The following is a 23630-nucleotide window of genomic DNA, read 5'->3' on the forward strand; positions in this document are numbered from 1 at the left end:
GAGGTATCTATGAGTCAGCCGTTTAAAGACCCATTCAACATTGTTTATTTTATTGGTTTTATTCTTGTAATGTTAATTCCTACATTACCTGCTAGTTTGTCTTGGTTAAAGGTTATGGGACTAATTTAATCCGCCTTTAAGTCTAGCTAATGTATACTGGCCGCTCATATTGAGTGGCTTTTTGGTTTATTAGGGTAGATTAATGGTATTAAAACGTGGCTTTTTTCTAATTATTGGTCTTTGTAGCCTCGGATTAGGGATTTTGGGCATAGTGTTACCATTGTTGCCTACGGTACCTTTTATTTTGCTCGCCGCTTATTGTTTTGCGCGTTCGAGTGAGCGACTTTATCAATGGTTAATGCGCCACCCTTGGTTTGCAGACGCACTTCGCGACTGGCAAGCAAAAGGTGCTATTCGCAAAAGCCTAAAGAAAAAAGCGTATATCGTAAGTGGCCTTAGTTTTTCAGTCAGTATCGCGATTGTACCGCTCATTTGGGTAAAACTTTTATTAGTATGTCTTTGCGCTGGATTATTTTTCTATCTTCGTAGTATTCCTGAGCTTGAAGATTAAGTCATTGTTGTATTGAGTCATTACATTGAAATCTAACTACTATTTTAGTTTTTAATCGCTTGCCTTTGCTATAAAGAACAATCAAAAGGCAAAATCGTCTAGACAGAGCCTACACTTCTGCTGTTAGTTAGTTGCAACTGAGTATAAAGGGGCTTAAGCTTTACGCCGTTTTTTACACTTCAATGACATTGCAAGCTCAGCTATTGAGTCTTGTGTCAGCAAACTACATTAGATTAAGTATAGAATTATGGTAATGAATACTGACAGCTTGGCACTAATAAAGAACAGCATTAAAACCATCCCTAACTACCCAAAAGAAGGGATTCTGTTTAGAGATGTGACTAGTTTATTAGAAGACCCACAAGCCTATAAACTCACCATTGGCCTTTTAGCTGAGCAATACAAAGACCAAGGTTTTACTAAAGTTGTCGGTACTGAAGCTCGTGGCTTTTTGTTCGGTGCACCACTTGCACTTGAATTAGGTATTGGCTTTGTGCCTGTACGTAAGCCTGGCAAGTTACCAAGAGAAACTATCTCAGAGAGCTATGAGCTTGAATATGGTCATGACGTTCTAGAGATCCATGTAGATGCTATTACTGCTGACGATAAAGTGCTTGTTATCGATGACTTGTTAGCAACTGGCGGCACAATCGAAGCAACTGTTAAGCTAATCCGTAAGTTAGGCGGCGCAGTTAACGATGCAGCATTTGTTATTTCATTGCCAGATCTTGGTGGTGAAGAGCGTCTAAAGGCAATGGATTTAAATCTATTAAGCCTATGTGAGTTCGAAGGCGAATAAATCTTTGCCTAGGTGATCACCTTATAAGATGAAGCGTAATCATAAAACTGATTATTCTTTATCTTAAAAGGCGAATTTATCACCGCCAAACCGCTCCTCAGGCGCTTGAGATAGCATGTAAAAGCGTTGCATGCTATTGTTCAAAGATGTCGAGGAGCGTGCTCCCGAAATCGTATTAATGACACGTTGGGGAGTTCCATGTCATATCAGGTGTTGGCCAGAAAATGGCGCCCTGCCACATTCGAGCAAATGGTTGGCCAGTCGCATGTTTTACATGCCTTAACCAATGCACTTACTCAGCAAAGATTACACCATGCCTATCTGTTTTCCGGTACTCGCGGTGTGGGTAAAACCAGTCTTGCGCGTCTTTTTGCTAAAGGCCTAAACTGCGAACAAGGTGTTACAGCAACCCCGTGCGGTCAATGTTCTGCGTGCGTCGAAATTGCAGAAGGTCGTTTTGTCGATTTAATTGAAGTTGATGCTGCATCAAGAACAAAAGTCGATGATACACGTGAATTATTAGACAATGTGCAATATAGGCCGAGCCGTGGCCGCTTTAAAGTGTACCTTATCGATGAAGTACACATGCTATCGCGCAGCAGTTTTAATGCCTTATTAAAGACATTGGAAGAGCCTCCTGAGCACGTTAAGTTTCTGTTAGCAACAACCGATCCACAGCGTTTGCCGGTAACGGTACTGTCGCGTTGCTTACAATTTAATTTAAAAAGCTTATCGCAAGATGAAATTGCAGGGCAACTTGGTCATGTATTGGGCCAAGAGCAGCTTAGCTTTGATGCTAGCGCATTAACGTTATTAGCAAAGGCTGCCAACGGCAGTATGCGTGATGCGTTAAGTTTAACTGATCAAGCCATCGCTTTTGGCGCAGGCCAAGTCAAGCTTGAACAAGTGCAAACAATGCTTGGTAGTATCGATGAAAAGCATGTTATCGCATTGCTTGAAGCGCTTGCTAATGCTGACATCATGAATTTGATGCAAGTCACCGCTAAGGTGCTTTCATTTGGCGCTGAACCTGAAGAGGTTTTACGTAGCTTACTTGAGCTTTTACACCAAATTACTTTAACTCAGTTTGCGCCTGCCGCCGCACAGATGTCACTTTATAGTGAGCAAATCCAAGCATTTGCACAGCAGCTTTCCGCAGAGCAAGTTCAGCTTTATTACCAGCTATTACTTACAGGCCGTAAAGATCTACCCCATGCTCCAGATCCTAAATCTGGACTTGAGATGGCATTGCTAAGAGCGGTAACTTTTGTGCCTGAAAAGCCGGTTACACGTTGGGCTGTTGATAGTCAATCTGAACTGCAAATTCCAGATGTTAATAGTGTGCAGGTTGCGAATCGCATTGCTACTGATGCGACTGCTGTTAATACCATAGCTGCGAATACAAATGCGCCTAATAGCCCGCAGCAAACTGGTAGTGCACTAGATACTCAAAAAAAAACTGCTGATTCTGTAGCTAGTGCAGAAAAGACAGAACCAGAGGCGCTTGATTCTCTTGTTCAGCCTAAGCCACAATCTGCACAAGACATTGCAGATGTAACAACGAGTCAGCAACATGCAGCTGAAGGTTCAGAGCAAGAACATTCAGTTGAACCTACCAATACAGCCGTTCAAGACGAAATGGCTGCAGAAGATCAAGATGAAAATGAACCATTAGATGGCTTAAATAGCGAAATGGCCGTCATTATGAGTCAGGCTCAAAGCCAAGGTTTTGAGCAAGAACCTCAATCATCAGCTCCTCAATCTGACACACCGTTGTCAGGTCTGCAAGCATCTACAAACAGCAATGCTAATAAAGCTGCAACTCAGGATGAAGCTTCAGTTATTACTGGCGCTTCATCTGGCCCTCAATCGTCAGCTGAACCCATAGTTGCTGACAATAGCGCCAATTATGCTTCTGAAGATGATGATTTAGCCTCTTACGCTGATTATGCGGGAGCCTTTGGCGATAATAACGATTACCAAGACGATTATGGCTTTATTCAGCAGGATGTGAGTTATCAAGCTGAGCAATCACAAGTTTCATATAGCACTAATCAAGGTTTTAACGCTAACGGCAACAATAGTGATGTCGAAAGTGATGCCCAAAGCATTAGTCAAGAGCAGGACAACAATACATCGCAACCGGCAACATCTTTGGGATCAACAAGTAATGCGCTAGATGTCGGGGATGATATTTTAGATGCAGTGCTTGCTGCTAGAGCCACTCTTTTAGAGGAACTGACTGAGGATACTCCTAAGGAAGGAGATTCAAAAAAGTCATTAGAGGTTCGTAAACCTTTCACGCCTCCAGCGAGAAAGGAATCCCCTGTAGCAGCAAGTGCAGAGCAAAGTACAGAACAAACTGCTGATGTTGCTGATACGCTGGGAGCTGGTTATAGCTCTAATATGAGCTCTAGTATGAGTTCTGATGTGGCTTCAGAGCCAGAAGTTATTGATAGACCGCCATGGGAAGAGCCTCATGAGGATGATCCCTGCGCACGTTTTAGCGATAATATTGACAGTGATAACAGCGAACTTGCAGCAAAATCTGATCAGCAAGCAGCGATTAATTTACCAGCAAGTTCAATCACTGGTTCAACTGCAGTTCAGGATGCTGAGCTAAACTTACCTGCATTACCTAGTGGTGATTTAACGGGTAATGAAGTGGATCTTAAATGGTACCGCTTTATGTCTGAACTTGAAGTCGGTGGTCGTGTAAGGCAATTAGCGGTTAACTCAGTGTGTCATCATTTTGAGCAACCCTTGTCTTTACTGCTTAAACCGGATCAAAAACATTTAGCTGCCGACGTTGCCATTAAGCAATTAGAAGAAGCGATGTCTGCGGTGTTAGGCGAAGAGTGTCGCGTGCAGGTCACGGTTGGTGCAGATCACGATAGAGAAACGCCGCTAGAGGTGAGACGACGTTTTCACAAAGAGATTTTAACTCAAGTCCACCACGACTTAATGACCGATGACAATATCCGCTGGCTTACACAGAATATGGGAGCGGAGTTAACCGCTGACTCGCTTACTTACGCACCAGAATTATTGGTTCAAAAAGGAAATCGCATTGAGTTAATCGATATTGCGAACTTTAAGCGGTTAACTGAGTCATAATTTTATAATTGAATTTCAGCTTTCATTGCTAATCATTCATTTTTTAGTAAGATTAGCCCACTTTATTTGTTGTAATACATAATAGAAGAGAATTAGAGTATGTTTGGAAAAGGCGGTATGGGCAACTTGATGAAGCAAGCCCAGATGATGCAAGACAAAATGGCTAAAGTGCAAGAAGAAATCGCACGTATGGAAGTTACCGGTGAAGCTGGTGCTGGCCTAGTTAAAGTCACTATGACTGGTTCTCACAGCGTTCGTAAAGTAGAAATCGACTCAAGCTTGCTTGAAGACGATAAAGAGATGCTAGAAGATCTTATCGCTGCAGCTTGTAACGATGCTGCTCGCCGTGTTGAAGAAAACCAAAAAGAGAAAATGGCTGAAGTGACTGGCGGTATGCAATTACCACCAGGCATGAAGATGCCGTTCTAAGTTTTAAATTGCTGTTTTAATGGTGTATTCACTCCGTTAAATTGGGTAGCGGTTGTAAAGAAGCTTCCAAGCAATTGAACACGATAAAGCTCAAGTTTTTACTTGAGCTTTTTTGTTTCCGCTATACAAAACTACTTTGTAACAACACACATTCCATTCACTCACATCGATATCCTTGCAGGGGCAAGTAACGATGTGGCAGACTCTCATCCTTTGCCATATCTCTTAAGACTCGCTTTTTCAGTGGCTTAATTAGAAACATTGCGAATTAAAATGGACTCATGATGTGAGAGGTTGTGTGAAAGAGAGTTGGAAAACTAGTCTAAAAGATAAACTTAACGGTCTTGGAGTATCTTTGGTGGTATTTGGCGGCATTGTTCTCTTTAATGCCCTGTTTGGTGAGCCGCCAATTAAGCTTAGTGGAATCGATAAATACAGTAAAAGCATGCCGGTCGAAGAAGCACGCGAGATTGGTTTTATTCTTTTTAAGAGTAAGCATTACAGCGATGCGAGGGCCTTTTTCACGCCAGCTGCAAATCAAGGAGATATCGGCAGTCAGTTGTCGCTGGCCACTTTGTACTTTTACGATTTGAATGCACCAGATAACTACCAAAAAGCGTATCGCTGGTTTAGTCAAAATAGCGATAATGCGTTTGCACAATACTATTTAAGCCTGTTATATCACTTTGGTTATTACGTACCACAAAGCCCGCTAAAATCGTTGTTTTGGCTCGAAAAGTCTGCTAAGCAATCATTCCCAGCTGCGCAACATAATTTGTCTGTTTATTATTTTAATTTAGGTAACTATCGTGAGGCTTATCTTTGGGCCTTGTACGCTCGAGGTAATGGTTTTTCTCAGTCTCGCAGTATGGTTAGCCAAGTTGCTCAACGGCTAACTGCGGCAGAAAAAGCTAATGCAGACCAAACCTATAGAAACACTAAAACTCAGCATGAGTGGAATGACGACACTAACCAGACTAACGAATTACTAGAGCAGGTATTTTAACCATGAAGATAAGTTCTATATCGTTAGAAATAGCAAGTGGTCAAACTCAAGATTTTGGCGCGGTAACGAGTTCATCCCATTTAAAGCAACAGCTTAACCTAGTGATGCAAACTGTTGTGTTTGAAGAGGATGCATCTGAAGCCGGTATTAATGCTGATAAGGGGCTAGAATCCTCGAGTAGCGCATTGACTATGCCAATGATAGTTGTTCGGGCTAAGGTGCGGCAGCGAGAGATAACATTGACTTATGATCTCTTAAGTGAGGAAGAGGGTTTATTAGCCCTGTATTACACCAATGATAAAGGCAGGATAAAATGGCAAAAAGAATTTGGTTTTGTAAGTTTTAATGAGCTAGCTGGGCATTTGCAACGACTTCTGTCTCAGAGCGAAAGTACATTTATCGAGTACTATTTTCCAAAGCAAACATCTTTTAGCCAAGTGATAAAATACGCGAGTATCGTTTATATTTGCGCTGCTTGCTTTGGCCTTGTGTCTTTTGTGTTTATGGCTGACTTGATTTGGCGAAATGACTTTTTTCAAAGCGCCTATATCGCCTCAGGCATGACTTACGTAATTAGTTTGCCAATATTGTTATTTAAGGCATTTTCAGATGAAGCAAGACAGCGCGCAGCGCAGATGGGGCAAAGCATCAGTAAACAAGTGATTGCCATCTTAGTTGGTAATATCATTTTGAGCTGTGCAGTTGTTGCTGGTGGCAGTAAATTACTGCACCTGATCACGGCAAAACCAATAGCAATGAGTGTAGCCTTTTCCGACAAGCGTCAAGATTACTGGGGAAAAAGCTGCAGGGGAGGTGTTAATATTGAACATTTCTTTGGTGCAGTTTGTCTAGAAAATAAAGCCTATTGGAAAGTAATTCGCCCCGGCATGCAAGCAGTTATACAAGGCGAGTCTTCGGCTATCGCTTTTGATATAAAGGCGATAGAGCTTAAATAACCTTATTTGACGACAGTTAAGTTTTTGGGATTATCGATACACATAAATTTGAAGAATTCTATGTTAGTATCTGACGCTAATTTTATGATGACTTGTATCTACTAGTGAGTTACTCGCTTTTTGCGCAGGGCATCGGCTATTTTTTAAGGCATATCTATGCCAGCATAAGCGGAATGTTAAATGAAATTTAGTCCACTCGTTGATGAGTTGATCCAATCTCTTCGTTGTTTGCCGGGCGTTGGCCCAAAATCGGCTCAAAGAATGGCGTTTCAGCTATTAGAGCGTGACCGTAAAGCGGGCGCTAAGTTGTCAGAGGCTTTAGGTAAAGCGATGTCTGATGTGGGTCATTGTCAGTCATGTCGTACTTTTACCGAAGAAACCTATTGCCCAATTTGTGTCAGTACTAAACGCGGCCACTCTGAAGTGATTTGCGTGGTAGAAACGCCTGCTGATGTATTAGCAATTGAAGCTGGTGGACACTTTACTGGTCGCTATTTCGTTTTACTTGGGCATTTATCACCGCTTGATGGTGTTGGTCCTGATGAATTGGGGCTTGATTTACTTGAGCAGCATTTAGCGTCCGGCGATGTCAGTGAGCTTATTTTAGCGACTAATCCAACCGTTGAAGGTGATGCGACAGCGCACTACATTGCTGATATGGCCAAGCGTCATCAGTTAACGGTTAGCCGCATCGCCCATGGTGTGCCGGTTGGTGGTGAGCTTGAGTATGTAGACAGCACTACCTTAGCTTTATCCTTTAATGGACGTTTACCTATCTAATAACATCAAGACTTGTTCTGCATTGTTGAGGCTTAAGTCTAAACTACAGCGATAAGCACTTGTTTGAGAATGAAATGCTTTTTAAATCCAGTTTGTGATTATCACCAACTGGATTTTTTTTTGTGCAATTGAAACCAATGCACACACTTTCCCTTGAAAAGCGATTTTATAGCCCCATCTTATTTGTAAGCTTTATTTAAACTGATTTTTAAAGGGAACATTTCATGTCACAACAAGAGACACATGGCTTTCAAACTGAAGTCAAACAACTATTACATTTGATGATCCATTCTTTGTACTCAAACAAAGAGATCTTTTTGCGTGAACTCGTATCTAACGCGGCAGATGCTGCAGATAAGCTACGCTATGAAGCCCTAACAAATGACGATCTTTATGAAGGCGATGGTGAGCTACGTGTTCGCATTAGCGCTGATAAAGAAAAGGGTACTGTTACTATCGAAGATAACGGTATCGGTATGACTCGTGACGGTGTGATTGAGCACTTAGGTACGATTGCTAAATCAGGTACTGCAGATTTCTTTAAAAACTTATCTGGCGATGAGTCAAAAGATTCACAGCTAATTGGTCAGTTCGGTGTTGGTTTTTACTCAGCCTTTATTGTGGCAGACCGTGTAACGGTTCGTACTCGCGCAGCAGGCCATAGCGCTGATGAAGCTGTACTGTGGGAATCAGCGGGTGAAGGTGACTTTACTGTTGAAACTATCTCTAAACAAACTCGCGGTACTGAAATTACGCTTCACTTACGTGATGATGAAAAAGAGTTTGCTGATGACTACCGTCTGCGTTCAATCATTACTAAATACTCAGATCATATCTCGGTACCAGTAGAGATGTTTGAAGAGGGCACGCCTGCAGTTGAAGCAACTGAAGATTCAGAAGCCGTACCAGCAACAGAAGGTAGCTGGAAGCCAATGAACAAGGCGACAGCACTATGGACACGTAACAAGAGTGATGTGTCTGATGAAGAGTACCAAGAGTTTTACAAGCATATTTCTCATGACTTCGCTGACCCACTTTTGTGGAGCCACAACCGCGTTGAAGGTAAGCAAGAGTACACCAGCTTGCTGTATATCCCTGCTAAAGCGCCTTGGGATATGTGGAACCGTGACCGTAAGCATGGCCTAAAACTGTTTGTACAGCGCGTATTCGTAATGGATGATGCTGAGCAGTTCATGCCAAGCTACCTACGTTTTGTGCAAGGTTTGATTGACTCAAACGACTTACCGCTAAACGTATCTCGCGAAATTTTGCAAGATAACAAAGTCACTACAGCGCTGCGCACTGCAGTGACTAAGCGTGTATTAGGCATGCTTGAGAAACTGGCTAAGAATGATACTGAAAAGTATCAGTCGTTCTGGACTGAATTTGGCCAAGTGCTAAAAGAAGGTCCTGCTGAAGATTTTGCTAACAAAGAGCGTGTAGCTGGTCTACTGCGTTTTGCATCGACTCACACCGGTGAAGCAACGGCTAACGTATCGCTAGCAGATTACATTGAGCGCATGAAAGAAGGTCAGTCTAAGATCTACTACATTGTTGCCGATAGCCATGAGGCTGCAGCTAACAGCCCACACCTTGAAGTGTTACGTAAGAAAGGCATTGAAGTGTTATTAATGTCTGAGCGTATCGATGAGTGGCTAATTAATCACTTAACTGAATTTGATGGCAAGAAACTACATTCAGTGACGCGTGGTGATCTTGAGCTAGGTGAGCTTGAAGATGCTGGCGAAAAAGAAGCGCAAGAGAAGCTACAAACTGAATCAGAAGGCCTAGTTAAGCGTGTTAAAGACAGCTTAGGTGATAAGGTTTCTGAGGTTAAGGTGACAACACGTCTAACTGACACGCCTGCATGTGTGGTTGCCGGTGAAGGCGAAATGTCAACGCAGATGATCAAGTTGATGCAAGCAGCAGGTCAAGACGTACCTGAGTCTAAGCCGACATTTGAGCTAAACCCTGAGCATCCGTTAGTAGCGCGTTTAAATGACGAGCAAGATGAACAGCTATTTGCCCAGTGGTCAGAGCTTTTACTGCAACAAGCATTGTTGTCTGAAAAAGGTAGCCTTGCTGATCCATCAGCCTTCATTAAGCTAATGAACCAAATGCTACTAGCTAGCGTTAAGTAATCAACAGCTATGATTAAAGAGGCAGTATAACTGCCTCTTTTTTATGGTCACTCGCTAATAGCGAAGGAAAAGTTATGCAATCGATTCTAGAGCTGACTAAAGAAAACATCCAACAAGTGGTCGACGCTTCGATGGAGAAGGTGGTTGTAATGGCGTTTTGGGCAAGTCAAAGCCCAGAAAGTGTAAGCTTGATGCAAACCCTTGAAAGCATCGCCCAGCAACAAAATGGCCGTTTTGTATTAGCTAAGGTTAACTGTGAAACGGAAATGGAAATTGCCAATTACTTCCAGATCCAGAGTTTACCGACAACTTTGGTATTACACCAAGGCAAACCGGTAGACGGCTTTGCTGGCGTGCAAGAGACTGCGCAAATTACTGAGATGCTGGATAAGCATTTACCTGCCGAGTGGCAATTAAAGCTTAATCAAGCGCGAGTGTTTTTAGCTGAAAATAACGCAATTGCCGCATTGCCACTGCTAAAAGATGCCTACAACGAAAAGCAAATCGCTGAAATCGCCTTAGCCTTAGCCGATGTGTATTTATCGCTAAATGTGCTGGAAGATGCACAAGCTTTATTAGATTCAGTTGGCCTTGCCGATCAAGATAGTTATTACCAAAGTTTAAAAGCCAAGCTTGCTTTAGCGCTTGATGCTGCTGACACGCCAGAAATTAGAAAGCTACAGCAAGATGTTGAAAACGATCCATCTAACTTAGATTTAGTGATAGAACTTGCCAAAGCATTGCATCAAGCAGGGCGTAATGATGAAGCGCTTGAGTTGCTTTTTTCGCCGCTGCAAAAAGATATTTCGGCACAAGATGGCAAAGTGAAGCAATCATTCTTAGAGATCTTAACGGCGCTCGGCCAAGGCAACACACTCGCCAATCAATACCGACGTAAGCTTTACACCTTACTTTACTGACTAGCATCAAAGATATTTGTTGCTTGTGATGCTAAAGTCGAAGGACAAATGACTTCAAAATGGCGGCCATTTATGCGAAGATCGCCGCCCTAAACATATAATACCCATCACGCTGACGGCTTTTTGCTCGTTTCTAGACGATGTGGGTATCACAGTGCGAAATTAAGAGGAAGATTCAGATGCGCATTATGCTATTAGGTGCCCCAGGTGCCGGTAAAGGTACTCAAGCACAATTCATCATGGAAAAGTACGGTATTCCTCAAATTTCAACAGGCGATATGCTACGTGCAGCCGTTAAAGCGGGTACGCCACTTGGCCTAGAAGCTAAGAAAGTGATGGACGCTGGTCAGTTGGTATCTGATGAGCTAATCATCGGTCTAGTTAAAGAGCGCGTTGCTCAAGATGATTGCGCTAAAGGTTTCCTATTAGACGGTTTCCCACGCACGATCCCACAAGCTGATGCAATGGCTTCAAGCGGCATCGCTCTTGATCACGTGATTGAAATTGATGTGCCAGACGAAGAAATCGTTAAGCGCATGAGCGGTCGTCGTGTTCACCCAGGCTCTGGCCGTGTTTACCACATCGTATTCAACCAACCAAAGGTTGAAGGTAAAGATGACGTAACCGGTGAAGATCTAGCAATCCGTCCAGATGACGAAGAAACAACTGTACGTAAGCGTCTTGATATTTACCATGAGCAAACTAAGCCACTAGTTGAATACTACGGCGCAGTTGCAGCTAAAGGCGACGTAACTTACAACAAGTTTGACGGTACTAAGTCTGTAGCAACAGTTAGCGAAGAAATCGTAACTATTCTTGGCTAATACTTAACGTCAATTCCATAGTCACCGAGTATAAAAAAGACTCGAGTGAATATGTGTTTATGAGCTAGTTCTCATATTTTGAAAAGCCCATGCGAATGGGCTTTTTTTATGCGTTTTGCGGTGATAGCCTGAGCTGAATATCTTGCTAAAAAGAGAATTCATGTGAGTGACTTAGCCCCTCCATTCGGTGTGTTATTAGTTAACTTAGGTACGCCTGATTCACCGACCGCTCCTGATGTAAAAAAATTCCTCAAACAGTTTTTAAGCGACCCTCGTGTTGTTGATCTTTCACCATGGATCTGGAAACCGATCTTAAACGGCATCATTCTTAATACTCGTCCTGCAAAAGTGGCCAAGTTGTATCAGTCTATCTGGTGGGATGAAGGTTCGCCGTTAATGGTGATAAGCCAAAAACAGCGCGATAAGCTTAAAACTCAATTGCAGCAAACCTTAGGGCAAAATATTCCAGTTGAACTGGGTATGAGCTATGGCAACCCGTCTTTGCAATCGGGACTGGATAGCTTAAAGGCGCAAGGCGCTGAAAAGATTTTTGTACTGCCACTGTATGCGCAATATTCTTGCTCTACAGTTGCCCCGGTATACGACGCGATAGCCGAGCTTTTAAAAGCTGAGCGCAACATCCCAGAGCTGCGTTTCAATAAACAGTATTTTGATCACCCAGATTATATTAAGGCATTAGCTGAGTCTGTTAAAAATCATTGGCAAGCTAAGGGTCAGGCTCAGGTTTTATTAATGTCGTTTCATGGTGTACCGCTACGTTACATTACCGAAGGCGATCCTTACCAAGCCCAGTGCCAAGCAACAGCTGAATTGTTAGCTGCCGAGCTTGGTTTAACTCAGCAGCAATGGCGTATTTGTTTTCAATCGCAATTTGGTAAAGAGCAGTGGATTGGTCCTGCAACTGATGCACTGCTTGAGTCGCTACCAAAAGAGGGGATTAAGTCGGTTGATATTATGTGCCCAGCGTTCTCTTGTGACTGTTTAGAGACTCTTGAAGAGATCTCTCAAGAAGGCAAAGAAGACTTCTTATCGGCGGGCGGTGAGCGTTATGAATTTATCGAGTGTTTAAATGACTCTGCTGGTCATATTGACTTATTAGCTAAGATTGTTGAGCAGCAAACCCAAGGCTGGCATTAATTTTTATCCCTTCTGTAGTGATTTCAGCTAGCGAAAGAGGTGGGGTGTGGTAAAATCCCCCACCTTTTTGCGTATATAGCCCACTAAGCTCACTATTTTGCTTAAGTTGTGACTAAGCTAAATAAATAGTGATGGCATAATTTTTACTATAGCTAACCTTTACTATAGTTAACCGCTTAAAGTGTCGTTTTGTTTATTCACCATTGGATAAACAATGAGAGATTACTTACCCGTTTAAATTGATATTTTGCATGGATGCCGAATGAAAGAGAGCTCAATATGAAGTTTCCAGGTCAGCGTAAGTCTAAACATTATTTTCCAGTTAAAAACCGTGATCCACTGCTAGCGCAGTTGATCCAGCAGCCTTTACCAATCTCTACTTACATTTCTGGTATTGACCAGACATTAGTAGACATTGAGGCTAAAGTGGAAGATGAGTTATTGAGTCGATATGAGCTGCCGAAAGGTAACTCAACCTTGATTGACGATGACAAGGCCCATGCACTTTATACCGAGCTTAAGAGCAATGAACTGATCAGCGATGAGTTTGCTGGTGGCACCATTGGTAACACGGTACACAATTACTCCATTTTGGCGGATGATCGCTCAGTATTATTTGGCGTAATGAGCAAAAATATTGAAGTGGGTAGCTATGCTTATCGCTATTTATGTAACACCTCTTCTAAAGTTGATCTTAACTACCTGCAACCGGTAGCGGGTCCGATTGGTCGTTGCTTTACGCTAATTTCTGAGTGCGGTGAGCGTACCTTTGCGATCAGCAAAGGCTCAATGGATCAATTAACGCCTAGCTATATTGACAAAGACGTGGTTCAAGGTGGCTCTGCGCTCATTCTGACTGCTTATCTAATGCGCGCAAGCGGTGGCGACCAGATCACTGATGCGGCAATGACAGCGATTAACTACGCTAAAGAAGCGGAAGTGCCAGTAGTATTAACATTAGGTACCCGTTTCTTAATTGAAGAAGATCCAAAGTGGTGGCAAGAATTCATTAAAGAGCACGTGACCATTCTTGCTATGAATGAAGACGAAGGTGAAGCGTTAACAGGCTTTAGCGATCCATTGCTAGCCAGTGAAGCGGCACTTGAGTGGTGTGACATGGTGTTGACCACAGCAGGTCCTCTAGGGCTATACACAGCGGGTTACACTGAAGACTCAGAAAAGCGTGAAACTAGCCATACGCTATTACCAGGTTCTATTCCTGAGTTTAACCGCTATGAATTCTCTCGCCCTAAATTAAAGGCTGATTGTGAGTCTCCACTTAAGGTTTACGCGCATATCTCGCCATATATGGGCGGTCCTGAGGTTATCCGTAATACTAACGGTGCAGGCGATGGTGCATTAGCTGCACTATTACATGATTTGGCTTCGAATACTTTCCACAAGACTAACGTGCCAGGTTCAAGTAAGCATAAGCGTGACGGCTTGTGTTACTCATCATTCTCGCAAATTTGTAAGTATGCTAACCGCGTAGCTTATGAAGTACTTGCACAGCATAGCCCAAGACTTTCACGTGGCTTACCAGAGCGTGAAGATAGCTTGGAAGAGTCATACTGGGAAAGATAAGCTGAGAAGCCGCTGAAGGCTTGCAGTGACATAATTTTGAAAGGCATAACTTAGTATTCTGAGTTATGCCTTTTTTGAATCTACTCTAAATAACATAAGAAAAATAAAGCGATGACTGAATACCAAAAAATGCTCAATGGTGAAGTGTTTGCTGGCGCAGATGCTGAGATTTCAGCTGTACGAGACAATGCCTACTTATTGCAAAAGCAAATTAATAATAGCTTAGGCTTTAGTGAAACTCAGTGCTTGATGAAGCAGTTACTTAATATCGGTGAAGGCTCTATTGTGCGTGAGCCGTTTAATTGCGAGTTTGGTAAACAAATTACCATAGGCAACGGCAGTTTTATCAATATGGGTGCAGTGATGCTTGATGGCGCAGCAATTACCATTGGTGATCATGTGATGATTGGTCCTAACTGCCAATTTTATACTGCCTCTCACAGCGTTGATCATATGAGTCGACGCCGCTGGGAAACATTTTGCTTACCGATCACTATTGAAGATGATGTGTGGATTGGTGGCAATGTAGTGATTAATCAAGGTGTGACAATTGGTGCGCGTTCGGTTATTGCTGCTGGTGCCGTAGTCAATAAAGATGTTGCACCCGATACTATGGTGGGCGGCGTGCCTGCTAAATTGATTAAGATGCTAAAGTAGTTTTCAGATGCTCTAATGCAACTCTAAACACTTAATCTGAGGGCTAACATCTTACAATTAGCTGCAATGTGGCAATGTGATTTTGGATGGGGCAGTAAAATCAAAAGGGCGCTTATAGCGCCCTTTTTAGTAAATCACTTCAACAGATATTAGCGATTTACCTTGGTTTCTTCAGCGTGAACCTGAGCATTGAATCCTGGCGCAACTTTACCCGCTTGGGTGTCGTTAAATAACGCTTCATCAAACTCACCTTCTGATTTTGCAATCACTACAGTAGCGACGGTATCACCGGTTACGTTGACTGCTGTACGTACCATATCAAGCAGTCTATCGACACCAATAATCAGCGCGATACCTTCAACTGGCAGACCCACTTGGTTAAGTACCATAGCAAGCATGATAAGACCGACACCTGGTACACCAGCAGTTCCGATCGACGCTAAAGTTGCAGTGATAACCACCATCGCATAATCAGTAATGGTTAGCTCAATACCAAATACCTGCGCAATAAACACCGTTGCCACACCTTGCATAATCGCGGTGCCATCCATGTTAATGGTGGCGCCAAGCGGCAAGGTGAATGATGCAATTTTATTGTCAACACCCATGCGGTGCTCAGCCGTCTCAATGGTTACTGGTAGCGTTGCATTCGAGCTAGCAGTGCTAAAAGCAAACAATTGAACATCGCGGATTTTACGGATAAAGGTGAATGGGTTTAGCCCTGAGAATAGCTTAAGTAAGGTTGGGTAAACAACAAAAGCATGAATAAGCAATACGCCTAGAACAACGAAGAAGTACTTAACCACGCTACCAAAGGTTTCCATGCCCAGAGTTAGCGCAAGTTTCGCCATCAAAGCAAATACACCATATGGTGCAAGCTGCATGATAAGGGTTACAACACGCATAATTACTTCGTTCAGGTCATTAAACAGTGCTGCAACACGCGCACCACGCTCGCCAATATGGGAAATGGCAAAACCAAAAATTACCGCGAAAATGATGATTTGCAGCATGTTGCCTTCACTCATCGCGTGCAGTGGGTTCGTTGGTACTAAATTGATTAACACGTCTGAAAGGCTAGGTGCTTGTTTTACATCAAACTGCATTCCTTCGGTCACTAAACTTGCGTTACCCGGATGAACTGCGATGGCGACTAGAATCGCCATTGAAAGTGCAATAGCGGTAGTGAATAGATAAAACGCAATCGTTTTACCACCTAAACGACCAACCTTTGATGGCTCACTAAGGGAGCAGGTACCGCAGACTAATGAGACAAATACCAGTGGAACAACGAGCATTTTTAAGCTTGAGATAAAGATGGTACCAATAACGTTGAGCACACCTTCGGTTATGTACTCTTTTACAAAGTCACTCTCTGGAAACAGATTGCGTAACAGCAGTCCAAGGATAATACCGGCAAGCATGCCGATAATAATCTTACTCGTGAGGCCGAGTTTTTTAGTTTTCGTAGCAGACATAGTGCTTCCTGTTTAATTTTTATGCTTTTCAATTTGCGCATTAAAGCCTAGCAAGAAAGTGGCATCGAGGAAATGGGCGTGAGGTTAAAGTTATAGGTAATTGTTGAAAATAAAAGTGATTTGTTGTGGAAAAGTGATTTAGAGATTGTATAGTGTTACCTAAAAGGTAGCTTGATAGTTGCCACGTATTAGTTCTTGAGTAACAGGGAGCCTGACAATGAAGTCAGCATATAGCATTTTTATTGCTTTTATTTGGTCATTTATACTCGTTGGTTGTGGTGGTGGAGGTAGTATCTCTAACGATCCTGATGATGGAGGGACGCCAGAACCGACAGAAATCATTAGTGTCGTTCTTTCTATTTCTAATACTGAGTCAATTAAAGCCGAAGCACCTGCTGAAGTCACTGCTGTGGTAACAAGCTCACTTCACGGCGCTTTAGCTGGAAAACTGGTGACTTTTAAGCTTGATAATAATGCCATAGGTACTTTTATCCCAGGAATAGGCACTGATAAGACTGATAGCAATGGTACGGCTAAGGTTTTGTTGGCTACTTCAAATATTCCCGGAGCAGGTTCATTAACTGTAGAAGTTGCTGGATACAGTGATATTACGGTAGAGCCGCTAGTGTTTGTAATGGAAGGAGATGGTGGTGAAGTCAATGATGGCGCGTCTATTGTTGTTGTATTAACTGATACGGATGGTGAGCCTATTGATGCAATAACAACGACTATTCCGGGTAAGATCACTGCAACTGTTAGCGGTATCAATAAGCCTTCGATTGTAACATTTGATACAACGATTGGAGATCTTCCTATTAAATCTGCAGTGACTGATGCCAATGGTAAGGCAACGGTTGATATATATGCAGGCAGTTCTTTAGGGGCTGGGGAGGTTACCGCGTCTTTATCAAGTGGTGAAGAGGGAAAAGTCGTAGTGGTGATAGGTGCTACAAACGTTCTAATGGGAAGTGGCACGCCATTCAATGAAGGGGTTGCTAGCGTAAGTGTTGATCAGTTAACTGCAGGAGGCACTGCAACTATCTCGGTTGCAATTCAAGATGATAGTGGTAATCCTTTTACTCAGCCAGTAGATGTAAACTTTTCTTCAACTTGCTCGACCAAGACAAGTCCAGAAGCTGAGATCAGTTCTCCAGTGCCATCGGTCAATGGCGTTGCGACAACGACCTATTTAGCTAAAGGTTGTAAAGGGGATGACGCCATTAATGTTACCGCTAATGCTGGTGGTTTGAACTTAGCTGCAACAGCAACAATTAATGTATTGCCAGCAGATGTTGGTAGTATCGTATTTTTGTCTGCTACACCTCAAAATATCAGTATTCTTGGCACAGGTGGTGTTGAGTCTTCAGTGGTTCAGTTTAAAGTTCTAGATACAAATAGTAATCCTGTAAGCAATCAGTCGGTATCTTTTGCTTTAAATACAGAAGTCGGCGGAATTAGTTTGGATCCTGCGACCGCAACAACAAACAATCAAGGTGTGGCTCAAACAGTAGTTAGAACGGGTACTGTGGCTACATCTGTGCGTGTAACCGCGACTGTTGACGGCTCTAGCCCTGTAATTTCAAGTCAGTCTAGTGAGTTAGTTATTTCAACAGGTATTCCTGATCAAGACAGCTTTTCATTGTCAGCTACAGTTTTAAATGCTGAAGGTTGGGATGTTGATGGCACTGAAGTTACAGTTACTGCGCGTTTAGCCGATGCATTTAACAACCCTGTTCCAGACGGTACAACGATATCATTTACAACCGAAGGTGGTGCAATTGAAGACGCATGCCAAACAAATAAAGGTGCGTGTAGTGTTGTTTGGACAAGCCAGCAAGCGAGGCCTGAGGGCTACCAATTAATCAATGGTGCAGGTTTAATGGTTGATGATCCAACTGCTGAGTTATCTTTTGATTCTGCATTGGGTATTTATGGTAACCATTATGGTCAAAAGTATGGTGGACGAGCAACGATTACAGCAACTGCTATCGGTGAAGAGTCTTTTCCTGATTTAAACGGTAATGGTCGATTTGATGCGAACGAAGTGACAGCATTTAACACTCAAACTGATGTAAGTGGTATGCCATTTGATTTAGATGATGTGTTTAATGATTACAATGAAGATGGCCGCTTTAATCCACAGCAGGCAAATGGGCAGTTAGGTGGTGAGCTAGAAGAACTAGTTGATTTTAATTCTAACGGTGTCTTTGATCTTAAAGACGGAAAATACAACGGTGTTCTATGCGCAGATCCTGTTCATGATGCATGTGCAGATGGTGTCACGGATTCTAAATCTTTATATGTTCGAGGTAGCTTAGTCATCGTTATGTCTGGAAGTACAGCGTTAGCAACTGATCGTTCTCGTGTGTTGATTGTCGATAGTTATAGTGGGTCAGGTGGTTCTTATGATCAAAGTATTGATATTATCGGTAAGGCTACAGGAACTGTTTATTTTACTATTTCAGATCTTCATAATCAGCAAATGCCTGCTGGTTCGAAAGTCAGCTTTACTGCAAGTGCAGGTTCTGTAGTAAGTGGATCAGAGTATATATGGCCTAGTACTAACTATAATGGTGGTCGCGAGTTTAGCGTAACGCTTAAAGGTGAAGATGAACCAAACTCCGGTACATTCCTTGTTACTGTTGAAACACCTGGTGGTGTAAAAACTCAAGTGCTTTCTCTTCCTATATCCATTAATTAATGAAAAGCAAAAGCCCCGCAATAGCGGGGCTTTTTATATTACATAATGGCTCATTCTACATTTTTATTCTAACCATTACTTTTGGAACTGATAAACACTGCCTAGATGCATAATTTGAGTAAGTTCATCTAATGCTGTGCGAGATTCAATTAATAGCTGTGGATCTGCTAAATCTTCTACATGTAAACGGTCGCGGTAATGCTTATCTACCCACTGATTTAATCGAGTAAATAAACCATCATTCATTAACGTGTGTTGATTCACTGCCGCCACTTCATCCTGGTTCATTGCGACACGTAAACGTAAACAAGCGGGACCGCCACCATTTTGCATGCTTTGCTTTACGTCAAAGTAAAGCACTTGCTTGATTGGAGTATCAAGCGTGACTAGCTCATTTAAGTAAGCAAAAACAGCTGGGTTTTCTTGACAGTTTGTTGGCGCAATAATTGCCATCTCTCCAGATGGTAGCGTAACAACCTGAGTATTGAATAAGTAACTTTTTACCGCATCTTGAATGGCGACTTTAGCGGTTGGCACTTCAATAAAGTGCAATGCAGACTCACCAAATTTATTTTTGATTTCTGCGAGTTTAGCTTGAGTATTTAAGAAGGCTTGCTCGTGATAAAACAGCACGTTTTGGTTACCAACTGCGATAACATCGTTGTGGAATACACCCTGATCAATCACATCCGGGTTTTGCTGAATATAAACAGTGCCATCATCGTCTAGTTGATGCAGGCGCGCAACGGCTTGTGAGGCTTCCAGAGTTTGTCTTGCTGGGAATTTTTGCGGTTTAGGTGCAGCAGGATTAGTCGCTTCTTGACCGAATACAAACAATTCAACACCAGCATGACCATACTCACTACAAAGGCGGGTGTGGTTAGCCGCGCCTTCATCACCAAAACTTGCATGCTCTGGCAAATGTTGGTGATGTTTGAAAAAGCGGCTATCGTTAAACGTAGCCTGCAGGATATTGCCTGTAGTAGTCGGTTCTATGCTACGGTGTAGCTTGTCGACTAGATTTGCCGGGGTAAAATGTAGTTTACCGTCACGGGTATCTGCACTCGGTGATACGGTTGCTGCATTTGCTGTCCACATGCTTGATGCACTGCAGCAAGCGCGTAATAAAGCTGGAGCCTCTTTGGCGGCTTTGTTTAGAATATCGCTATCAGTGCCCGAAAAGCCCATGCGGCGCAGCGAATGTAGGTCTGGGCGTTCTTGTGGTGCGAGCATGCCTTGCACTAAACCTAGATCGGCGAGTGCTTTGGCTTTTTTCAATCCTTGTTTGGCTGCATCTTTTGGGCTTGATGTTGCTGCAGCGTTATTTAATGAGGCGACGTTGCCAAATGATAAACCGGCGTAATTGTGGGTTGGCCCAACGAGTCCGTCGAAATTAGCTTCAAAATGCTTCATTCTTGTTTTCCTTAAGGGTATCTCAGGTTGTTATATCTTTTCTGAGTTGTAATTATTGTGGTCAGTATACTTAAGCAGGGGCACCACACAAGCGAGCCTTATTTAATAAAAACACAGTATTTGCATCGAAATGCACAACTAATACTTGCTTGATGACTAATAATGAAATATTAGTTTTTAAATAAGCACTATTTTTTTTCACATTTATTTCAAAAATGGTTAAAAATTGGTACTCCAGTACAAATAAAAGAGGGATTAGCTTGAAACTCTGTACACAACCCTCTATATATGGAGCCAATTTTCCGATTTTTGAGACTCGTTGGCGCAAATTAATCTATGGGTAAATCGCTAGTAATCGTCGAATCACCGGCCAAAGCCAAGACTATTAATAAATATCTAGGCAAAGATTTCATCGTTAAGTCGAGTGTAGGTCACATCCGTGACTTGCCTACATCTTCGAGCACCGAAGCTAAAGTTGTTAGTAAAACTGCGGCTGAAGTGAAGAAGATGTCTCCAGAGGAGAAGGCTGAATATAAGAGCTTAAAAGCAAAGCAGGCGCTGGTTGCGCGCATGGGAGTAGACCCAGAAAAAGGCTGGAAAGCTAAATATCAAACCTTACCTGGCAAAGAAAAGGTGGTTAAAGAACTTCAAACTCTGGCAGCAAATGCTGACCATATCTATCTCGCAACCGATTTGGATAGAGAGGGAGAGGCGATTGCTTGGCATTTACAACAAGTTATTGGTGGTGACGAGTCCCGCTATCAGCGTGTTGTATTTAACGAGATCACAAAATCAGCGATTCAAGATGCATTTAGCCAGCCATCAGTACTAGACACCAATATGGTCAATGCTCAGCAAGCACGTCGATTCTTAGACCGTGTTGTTGGCTTTATGGCATCGCCACTATTATGGAAAAAGGTTGCTCGTGGTTTATCTGCCGGTCGCGTGCAATCAGTAGCTGTGCGATTAGTGGTTGAGCGTGAAAGCGAAATTAAAGCCTTTGTGCCAGAAGAGTTTTGGGATGTACATGCAGAGCTAAATACGCTGACTGATGATTTGCTCAAAATGCAAGTTGTTAAGCATCAAGGCAAAGCGTTTAACCCAGTAAACGAAACTGAAGCGCAAACAGCGGTAACTCAGCTATCGCAATCAAGCTTTGTAGTTGCAGCTCGTGAAGATAGAGCAACGTCAAGTAAACCATCTGCGCCTTATATCACCTCAACTTTACAGCAAGCGGCAAGTACGCGTTTAGGTTTTGGTGTCAAAAAGACGATGATGATGGCGCAGCGCTTATATGAAGCGGGTCATATTACTTATATGCGTACTGACTCGACCAACTTAAGCCAAGAAGCACTTGATAGCGTGCGCGAAATGATTGGCAATGAGTATGGCGATAAGTATCTACCAGAGTCACCAATTCGCTACGGCAGCAAAGAAGGCGCTCAAGAGGCTCACGAAGCGATTCGTCCTTCTAACGTAAAAGTTAGCGCAGCTTCTCTTTCAGACATGGAGCGCGACGCACAGCGCTTATATGAGCTGATTTGGCGCCAGTTTGTGTCATGTCAGATGACACCTGCTAAATATGATGCAACTCGTCTAACGGTAAAAGCTGGCGAGTATGAATTAAAAGCGACAGGTCGTACGTTACGTTTTGATGGTTGGACTCGCGTTCAAACTGCAATCAAGAAGAAAAACGAAGAAGATAATACTCTACCTTATGTGGCAGAAGGTGATGTGGTAACCCTTAAAGAGTTGCAACCTAAGCAGCACTTTACTAAGCCGCCAGCTCGTTACAGTGAAGCTTCATTAGTTAAAGAGCTTGAAAAGCGTGGAATTGGTCGTCCATCTACTTATGCAACGATCATTTCAACCATTCAAGATCGTGGTTACGTTAAAGTCGATAACCGTCGTTTCTTTGCTGAAAAAATGGGTGAAATTGTCAGTGATAGCTTAGTGGGTAGCTTTGAAGACTTAATGAGTTATGACTTTACAGCAAGTATGGAGCAAACATTAGATGATGTAGCTCACGGTAAGCTTGACTGGAAAAAAGTGCTTGATGGTTTCTATAAAGACTTCACCAAACAGCTAGAAGTCGCCGAGTTATCGCCTGAAGAGGGCGGTATGCGTCCTAACGAAATGGTGATAACAGATGACATTAAGTGCCCAACTTGTGGACGCCCTATGGGTATTCGTACCGGCACTACCGGTGTATTCCTAGGTTGTTCTGGTTATGCATTGCCGCCAAAAGAGCGTTGTAAAACCACGTTAAACTTAACGCCAGGTGAAGAAGCTGTTAGCAGTGGTGAAGATGCTGAAACTGAAGCATTACGCGCAAAACATCGTTGTGGCATCTGTGGCACGGCAATGGATAGCTACTTAATCGATGAAGCTCGTAAGCTACATGTTTGTGGTAATAACCCAACCTGTAATGGTTACGAAGTCGAAGCGGGCCAGTTCAAGATCAAAGGCTACGAAGGCCCGATTATTGAGTGCGATCGTTGTGGTAACGATATGGAACTTAAAAACGGTCGTTTTGGTAAGTACTTTGGTTGTACAAACTCTGAGTGTAAGAACACTCGTAAGCTACTCAAGAGTGGTGAAGCGGCGCCGCCAAAAGAAGATCCAATCCATCTTCCAGAGCTTAAGTGTTCTAAGTCTGATGCATACTTTGTATTGCGTGATGGCGCGGCAGGTATTTTCCTTGCTGCCAGTACTTTCCCTAAATCCCGCGAAACCCGTGGCCCATTAGTGGAAGAGTTGATTAAGTACCGCGAACTTCTGTGGCCTAAGTATCAGTATCTAGCTGATGCGCCAGTTGCTGATGATGAGGGTAACTTAGCTTCTGTGCGCTTTAGTCGTAAGACCAAAGAGCAGTACGTTGCAACGGATGTAGACGGTAAAGCTACAGGCTGGTCATCGAAGTATATTGATGGTAAGTGGGTTACTGAGGCGAAAGCTAAAGCAAAACCTAAAGCAAAAGCTAAGCCTAAGGCGAAAGCAAAACCAAAAGCTAAAAAAGCCGAGTAAGTATTTGTAAGTAATTCGCTTTTAAAAGCCCCGAATATTCGGGGCTTTTTTGTTGGCGCTTTTTAAGTC

The 23630-nt window shown here is 42.9% G+C and carries 17 protein-coding genes; 15 read left to right on the forward strand and 2 right to left on the reverse strand.

Annotation, left to right across the window (positions count from 1 at the left end; genetic code table 11):
* Positions 1 to 202: 202 nt before the first annotated feature.
* The 13 genes from MSG37_RS13870 to MSG37_RS13930 all read left to right on the forward strand — a co-directional run bounded on the left by MSG37_RS13870 (position 203) and on the right by MSG37_RS13930 (position 14942).
* Complete coding sequence (locus tag MSG37_RS13870) at positions 203 to 571, forward strand: YbaN family protein (RefSeq protein ID WP_248471249.1); 369 nt, start codon at positions 203 to 205, stop codon at positions 569 to 571.
* A gap of 247 nt (positions 572 to 818) precedes the next feature.
* Positions 819 to 1370, forward strand: a complete 552-nt coding sequence (apt, locus tag MSG37_RS13875; RefSeq protein ID WP_248471250.1) for an adenine phosphoribosyltransferase — start codon at positions 819 to 821, stop codon at positions 1368 to 1370.
* A gap of 198 nt (positions 1371 to 1568) precedes the next feature.
* Complete coding sequence (dnaX, locus tag MSG37_RS13880) at positions 1569 to 4487, forward strand: DNA polymerase III subunit gamma/tau (protein WP_248471251.1); 2919 nt, start codon at positions 1569 to 1571, stop codon at positions 4485 to 4487.
* 99 nt (positions 4488 to 4586) lie between these two features.
* Complete coding sequence (locus tag MSG37_RS13885; RefSeq protein ID WP_248471252.1) at positions 4587 to 4916, forward strand: YbaB/EbfC family nucleoid-associated protein; 330 nt, start codon at positions 4587 to 4589, stop codon at positions 4914 to 4916.
* 298 nt (positions 4917 to 5214) lie between these two features.
* Positions 5215 to 5922 carry a tetratricopeptide repeat protein gene (locus MSG37_RS13890; protein ID WP_248471253.1) on the forward strand — a complete coding sequence of 236 codons (708 nt, stop codon included), beginning with the start codon at positions 5215 to 5217 and terminating at the stop codon, positions 5920 to 5922.
* Positions 5923 to 5924: 2 nt separating this feature from the next.
* Positions 5925 to 6878: a hypothetical protein gene (locus MSG37_RS13895; RefSeq protein WP_248471254.1), complete on the forward strand. Its 954-nt coding sequence runs from the start codon at positions 5925 to 5927 to the stop codon at positions 6876 to 6878.
* Positions 6879 to 7058: 180 nt separating this feature from the next.
* Complete coding sequence (gene recR, locus MSG37_RS13900; protein WP_248471255.1) at positions 7059 to 7658, forward strand: recombination mediator RecR; 600 nt, start codon at positions 7059 to 7061, stop codon at positions 7656 to 7658.
* 224 nt (positions 7659 to 7882) lie between these two features.
* Positions 7883 to 9799, forward strand: coding sequence for a molecular chaperone HtpG (htpG, locus tag MSG37_RS13905; RefSeq protein ID WP_248471256.1), 1917 nt, complete (start codon positions 7883 to 7885; stop codon positions 9797 to 9799).
* 74 nt (positions 9800 to 9873) lie between these two features.
* Positions 9874 to 10719, forward strand: coding sequence for a tetratricopeptide repeat protein (locus tag MSG37_RS13910; RefSeq protein ID WP_248471257.1), 846 nt, complete (start codon positions 9874 to 9876; stop codon positions 10717 to 10719).
* A gap of 179 nt (positions 10720 to 10898) precedes the next feature.
* Positions 10899 to 11543, forward strand: a complete 645-nt coding sequence (gene adk / locus MSG37_RS13915; RefSeq protein WP_248471258.1) for an adenylate kinase — start codon at positions 10899 to 10901, stop codon at positions 11541 to 11543.
* Positions 11544 to 11705: 162 nt separating this feature from the next.
* The gene (gene hemH / locus MSG37_RS13920; RefSeq protein WP_248471259.1) at positions 11706 to 12701 is read left to right on the forward strand and encodes a ferrochelatase; all 996 of its coding nucleotides are present in this window, start codon (positions 11706 to 11708) and stop codon (positions 12699 to 12701) included.
* Positions 12702 to 12980: 279 nt separating this feature from the next.
* The gene (locus MSG37_RS13925; RefSeq protein ID WP_248471260.1) at positions 12981 to 14285 is read left to right on the forward strand and encodes an inosine/guanosine kinase; all 1305 of its coding nucleotides are present in this window, start codon (positions 12981 to 12983) and stop codon (positions 14283 to 14285) included.
* Positions 14286 to 14396: 111 nt separating this feature from the next.
* Positions 14397 to 14942, forward strand: coding sequence for a sugar O-acetyltransferase (locus MSG37_RS13930; RefSeq protein WP_248471261.1), 546 nt, complete (start codon positions 14397 to 14399; stop codon positions 14940 to 14942).
* A 149-nt stretch (positions 14943 to 15091) separates the two neighbouring features.
* Here the strand turns inward: MSG37_RS13930 and MSG37_RS13935 are convergent, their stop codons facing one another.
* Positions 15092 to 16420: a dicarboxylate/amino acid:cation symporter gene (locus MSG37_RS13935; protein ID WP_248471262.1), complete on the reverse strand. Its 1329-nt coding sequence runs from the start codon at positions 16418 to 16420 to the stop codon at positions 15092 to 15094.
* 217 nt (positions 16421 to 16637) lie between these two features.
* On the opposite strand from MSG37_RS13935, the gene MSG37_RS13940 reads away from it, so the two are divergent.
* Complete coding sequence (locus MSG37_RS13940) at positions 16638 to 19121, forward strand: Ig-like domain-containing protein (protein ID WP_248471263.1); 2484 nt, start codon at positions 16638 to 16640, stop codon at positions 19119 to 19121.
* 75 nt (positions 19122 to 19196) lie between these two features.
* Here the strand turns inward: MSG37_RS13940 and astB are convergent, their stop codons facing one another.
* Complete coding sequence (astB, locus tag MSG37_RS13945) at positions 19197 to 20534, reverse strand: N-succinylarginine dihydrolase (protein ID WP_248471264.1); 1338 nt, start codon at positions 20532 to 20534, stop codon at positions 19197 to 19199.
* A 336-nt stretch (positions 20535 to 20870) separates the two neighbouring features.
* Here astB and topA point away from each other — a divergent pair, with 336 nt between their 5' ends.
* Entirely contained in the window at positions 20871 to 23561 is a 2691-nt protein-coding gene (topA, locus tag MSG37_RS13950) for a type I DNA topoisomerase (protein WP_248471265.1), read from the forward strand.
* Positions 23562 to 23630 lie beyond the last annotated feature (69 nt).

The sequence above is a fragment of the Shewanella sp. 1CM18E genome, assembly GCF_023161665.1.
GTDB lineage: Bacteria > Pseudomonadota > Gammaproteobacteria > Enterobacterales > Shewanellaceae > Shewanella.

Coding starts and splice junctions, on each gene's coding strand:
- htpG (WP_248471256.1), top strand. CDS start 7,883: ATGTCACAACAAGAGACACATGGCTTTCAAACTGAAGTCAAACAACTA.
- MSG37_RS13885 (WP_248471252.1), top strand. CDS start 4,587: ATGTTTGGAAAAGGCGGTATGGGCAACTTGATGAAGCAAGCCCAGATG.
- dnaX (WP_248471251.1), top strand. CDS start 1,569: ATGTCATATCAGGTGTTGGCCAGAAAATGGCGCCCTGCCACATTCGAG.
- apt (WP_248471250.1), top strand. CDS start 819: ATGGTAATGAATACTGACAGCTTGGCACTAATAAAGAACAGCATTAAA.
- recR (WP_248471255.1), top strand. CDS start 7,059: ATGAAATTTAGTCCACTCGTTGATGAGTTGATCCAATCTCTTCGTTGT.
- MSG37_RS13925 (WP_248471260.1), top strand. CDS start 12,981: ATGAAGTTTCCAGGTCAGCGTAAGTCTAAACATTATTTTCCAGTTAAA.
- MSG37_RS13935 (WP_248471262.1), bottom strand. CDS start 16,420: ATGTCTGCTACGAAAACTAAAAAACTCGGCCTCACGAGTAAGATTATT.
- MSG37_RS13930 (WP_248471261.1), top strand. CDS start 14,397: ATGACTGAATACCAAAAAATGCTCAATGGTGAAGTGTTTGCTGGCGCA.
- MSG37_RS13910 (WP_248471257.1), top strand. CDS start 9,874: ATGCAATCGATTCTAGAGCTGACTAAAGAAAACATCCAACAAGTGGTC.
- MSG37_RS13870 (WP_248471249.1), top strand. CDS start 203: ATGGTATTAAAACGTGGCTTTTTTCTAATTATTGGTCTTTGTAGCCTC.
- MSG37_RS13895 (WP_248471254.1), top strand. CDS start 5,925: ATGAAGATAAGTTCTATATCGTTAGAAATAGCAAGTGGTCAAACTCAA.
- topA (WP_248471265.1), top strand. CDS start 20,871: ATGGGTAAATCGCTAGTAATCGTCGAATCACCGGCCAAAGCCAAGACT.
- adk (WP_248471258.1), top strand. CDS start 10,899: ATGCGCATTATGCTATTAGGTGCCCCAGGTGCCGGTAAAGGTACTCAA.
- MSG37_RS13940 (WP_248471263.1), top strand. CDS start 16,638: ATGAAGTCAGCATATAGCATTTTTATTGCTTTTATTTGGTCATTTATA.
- astB (WP_248471264.1), bottom strand. CDS start 20,534: ATGAAGCATTTTGAAGCTAATTTCGACGGACTCGTTGGGCCAACCCAC.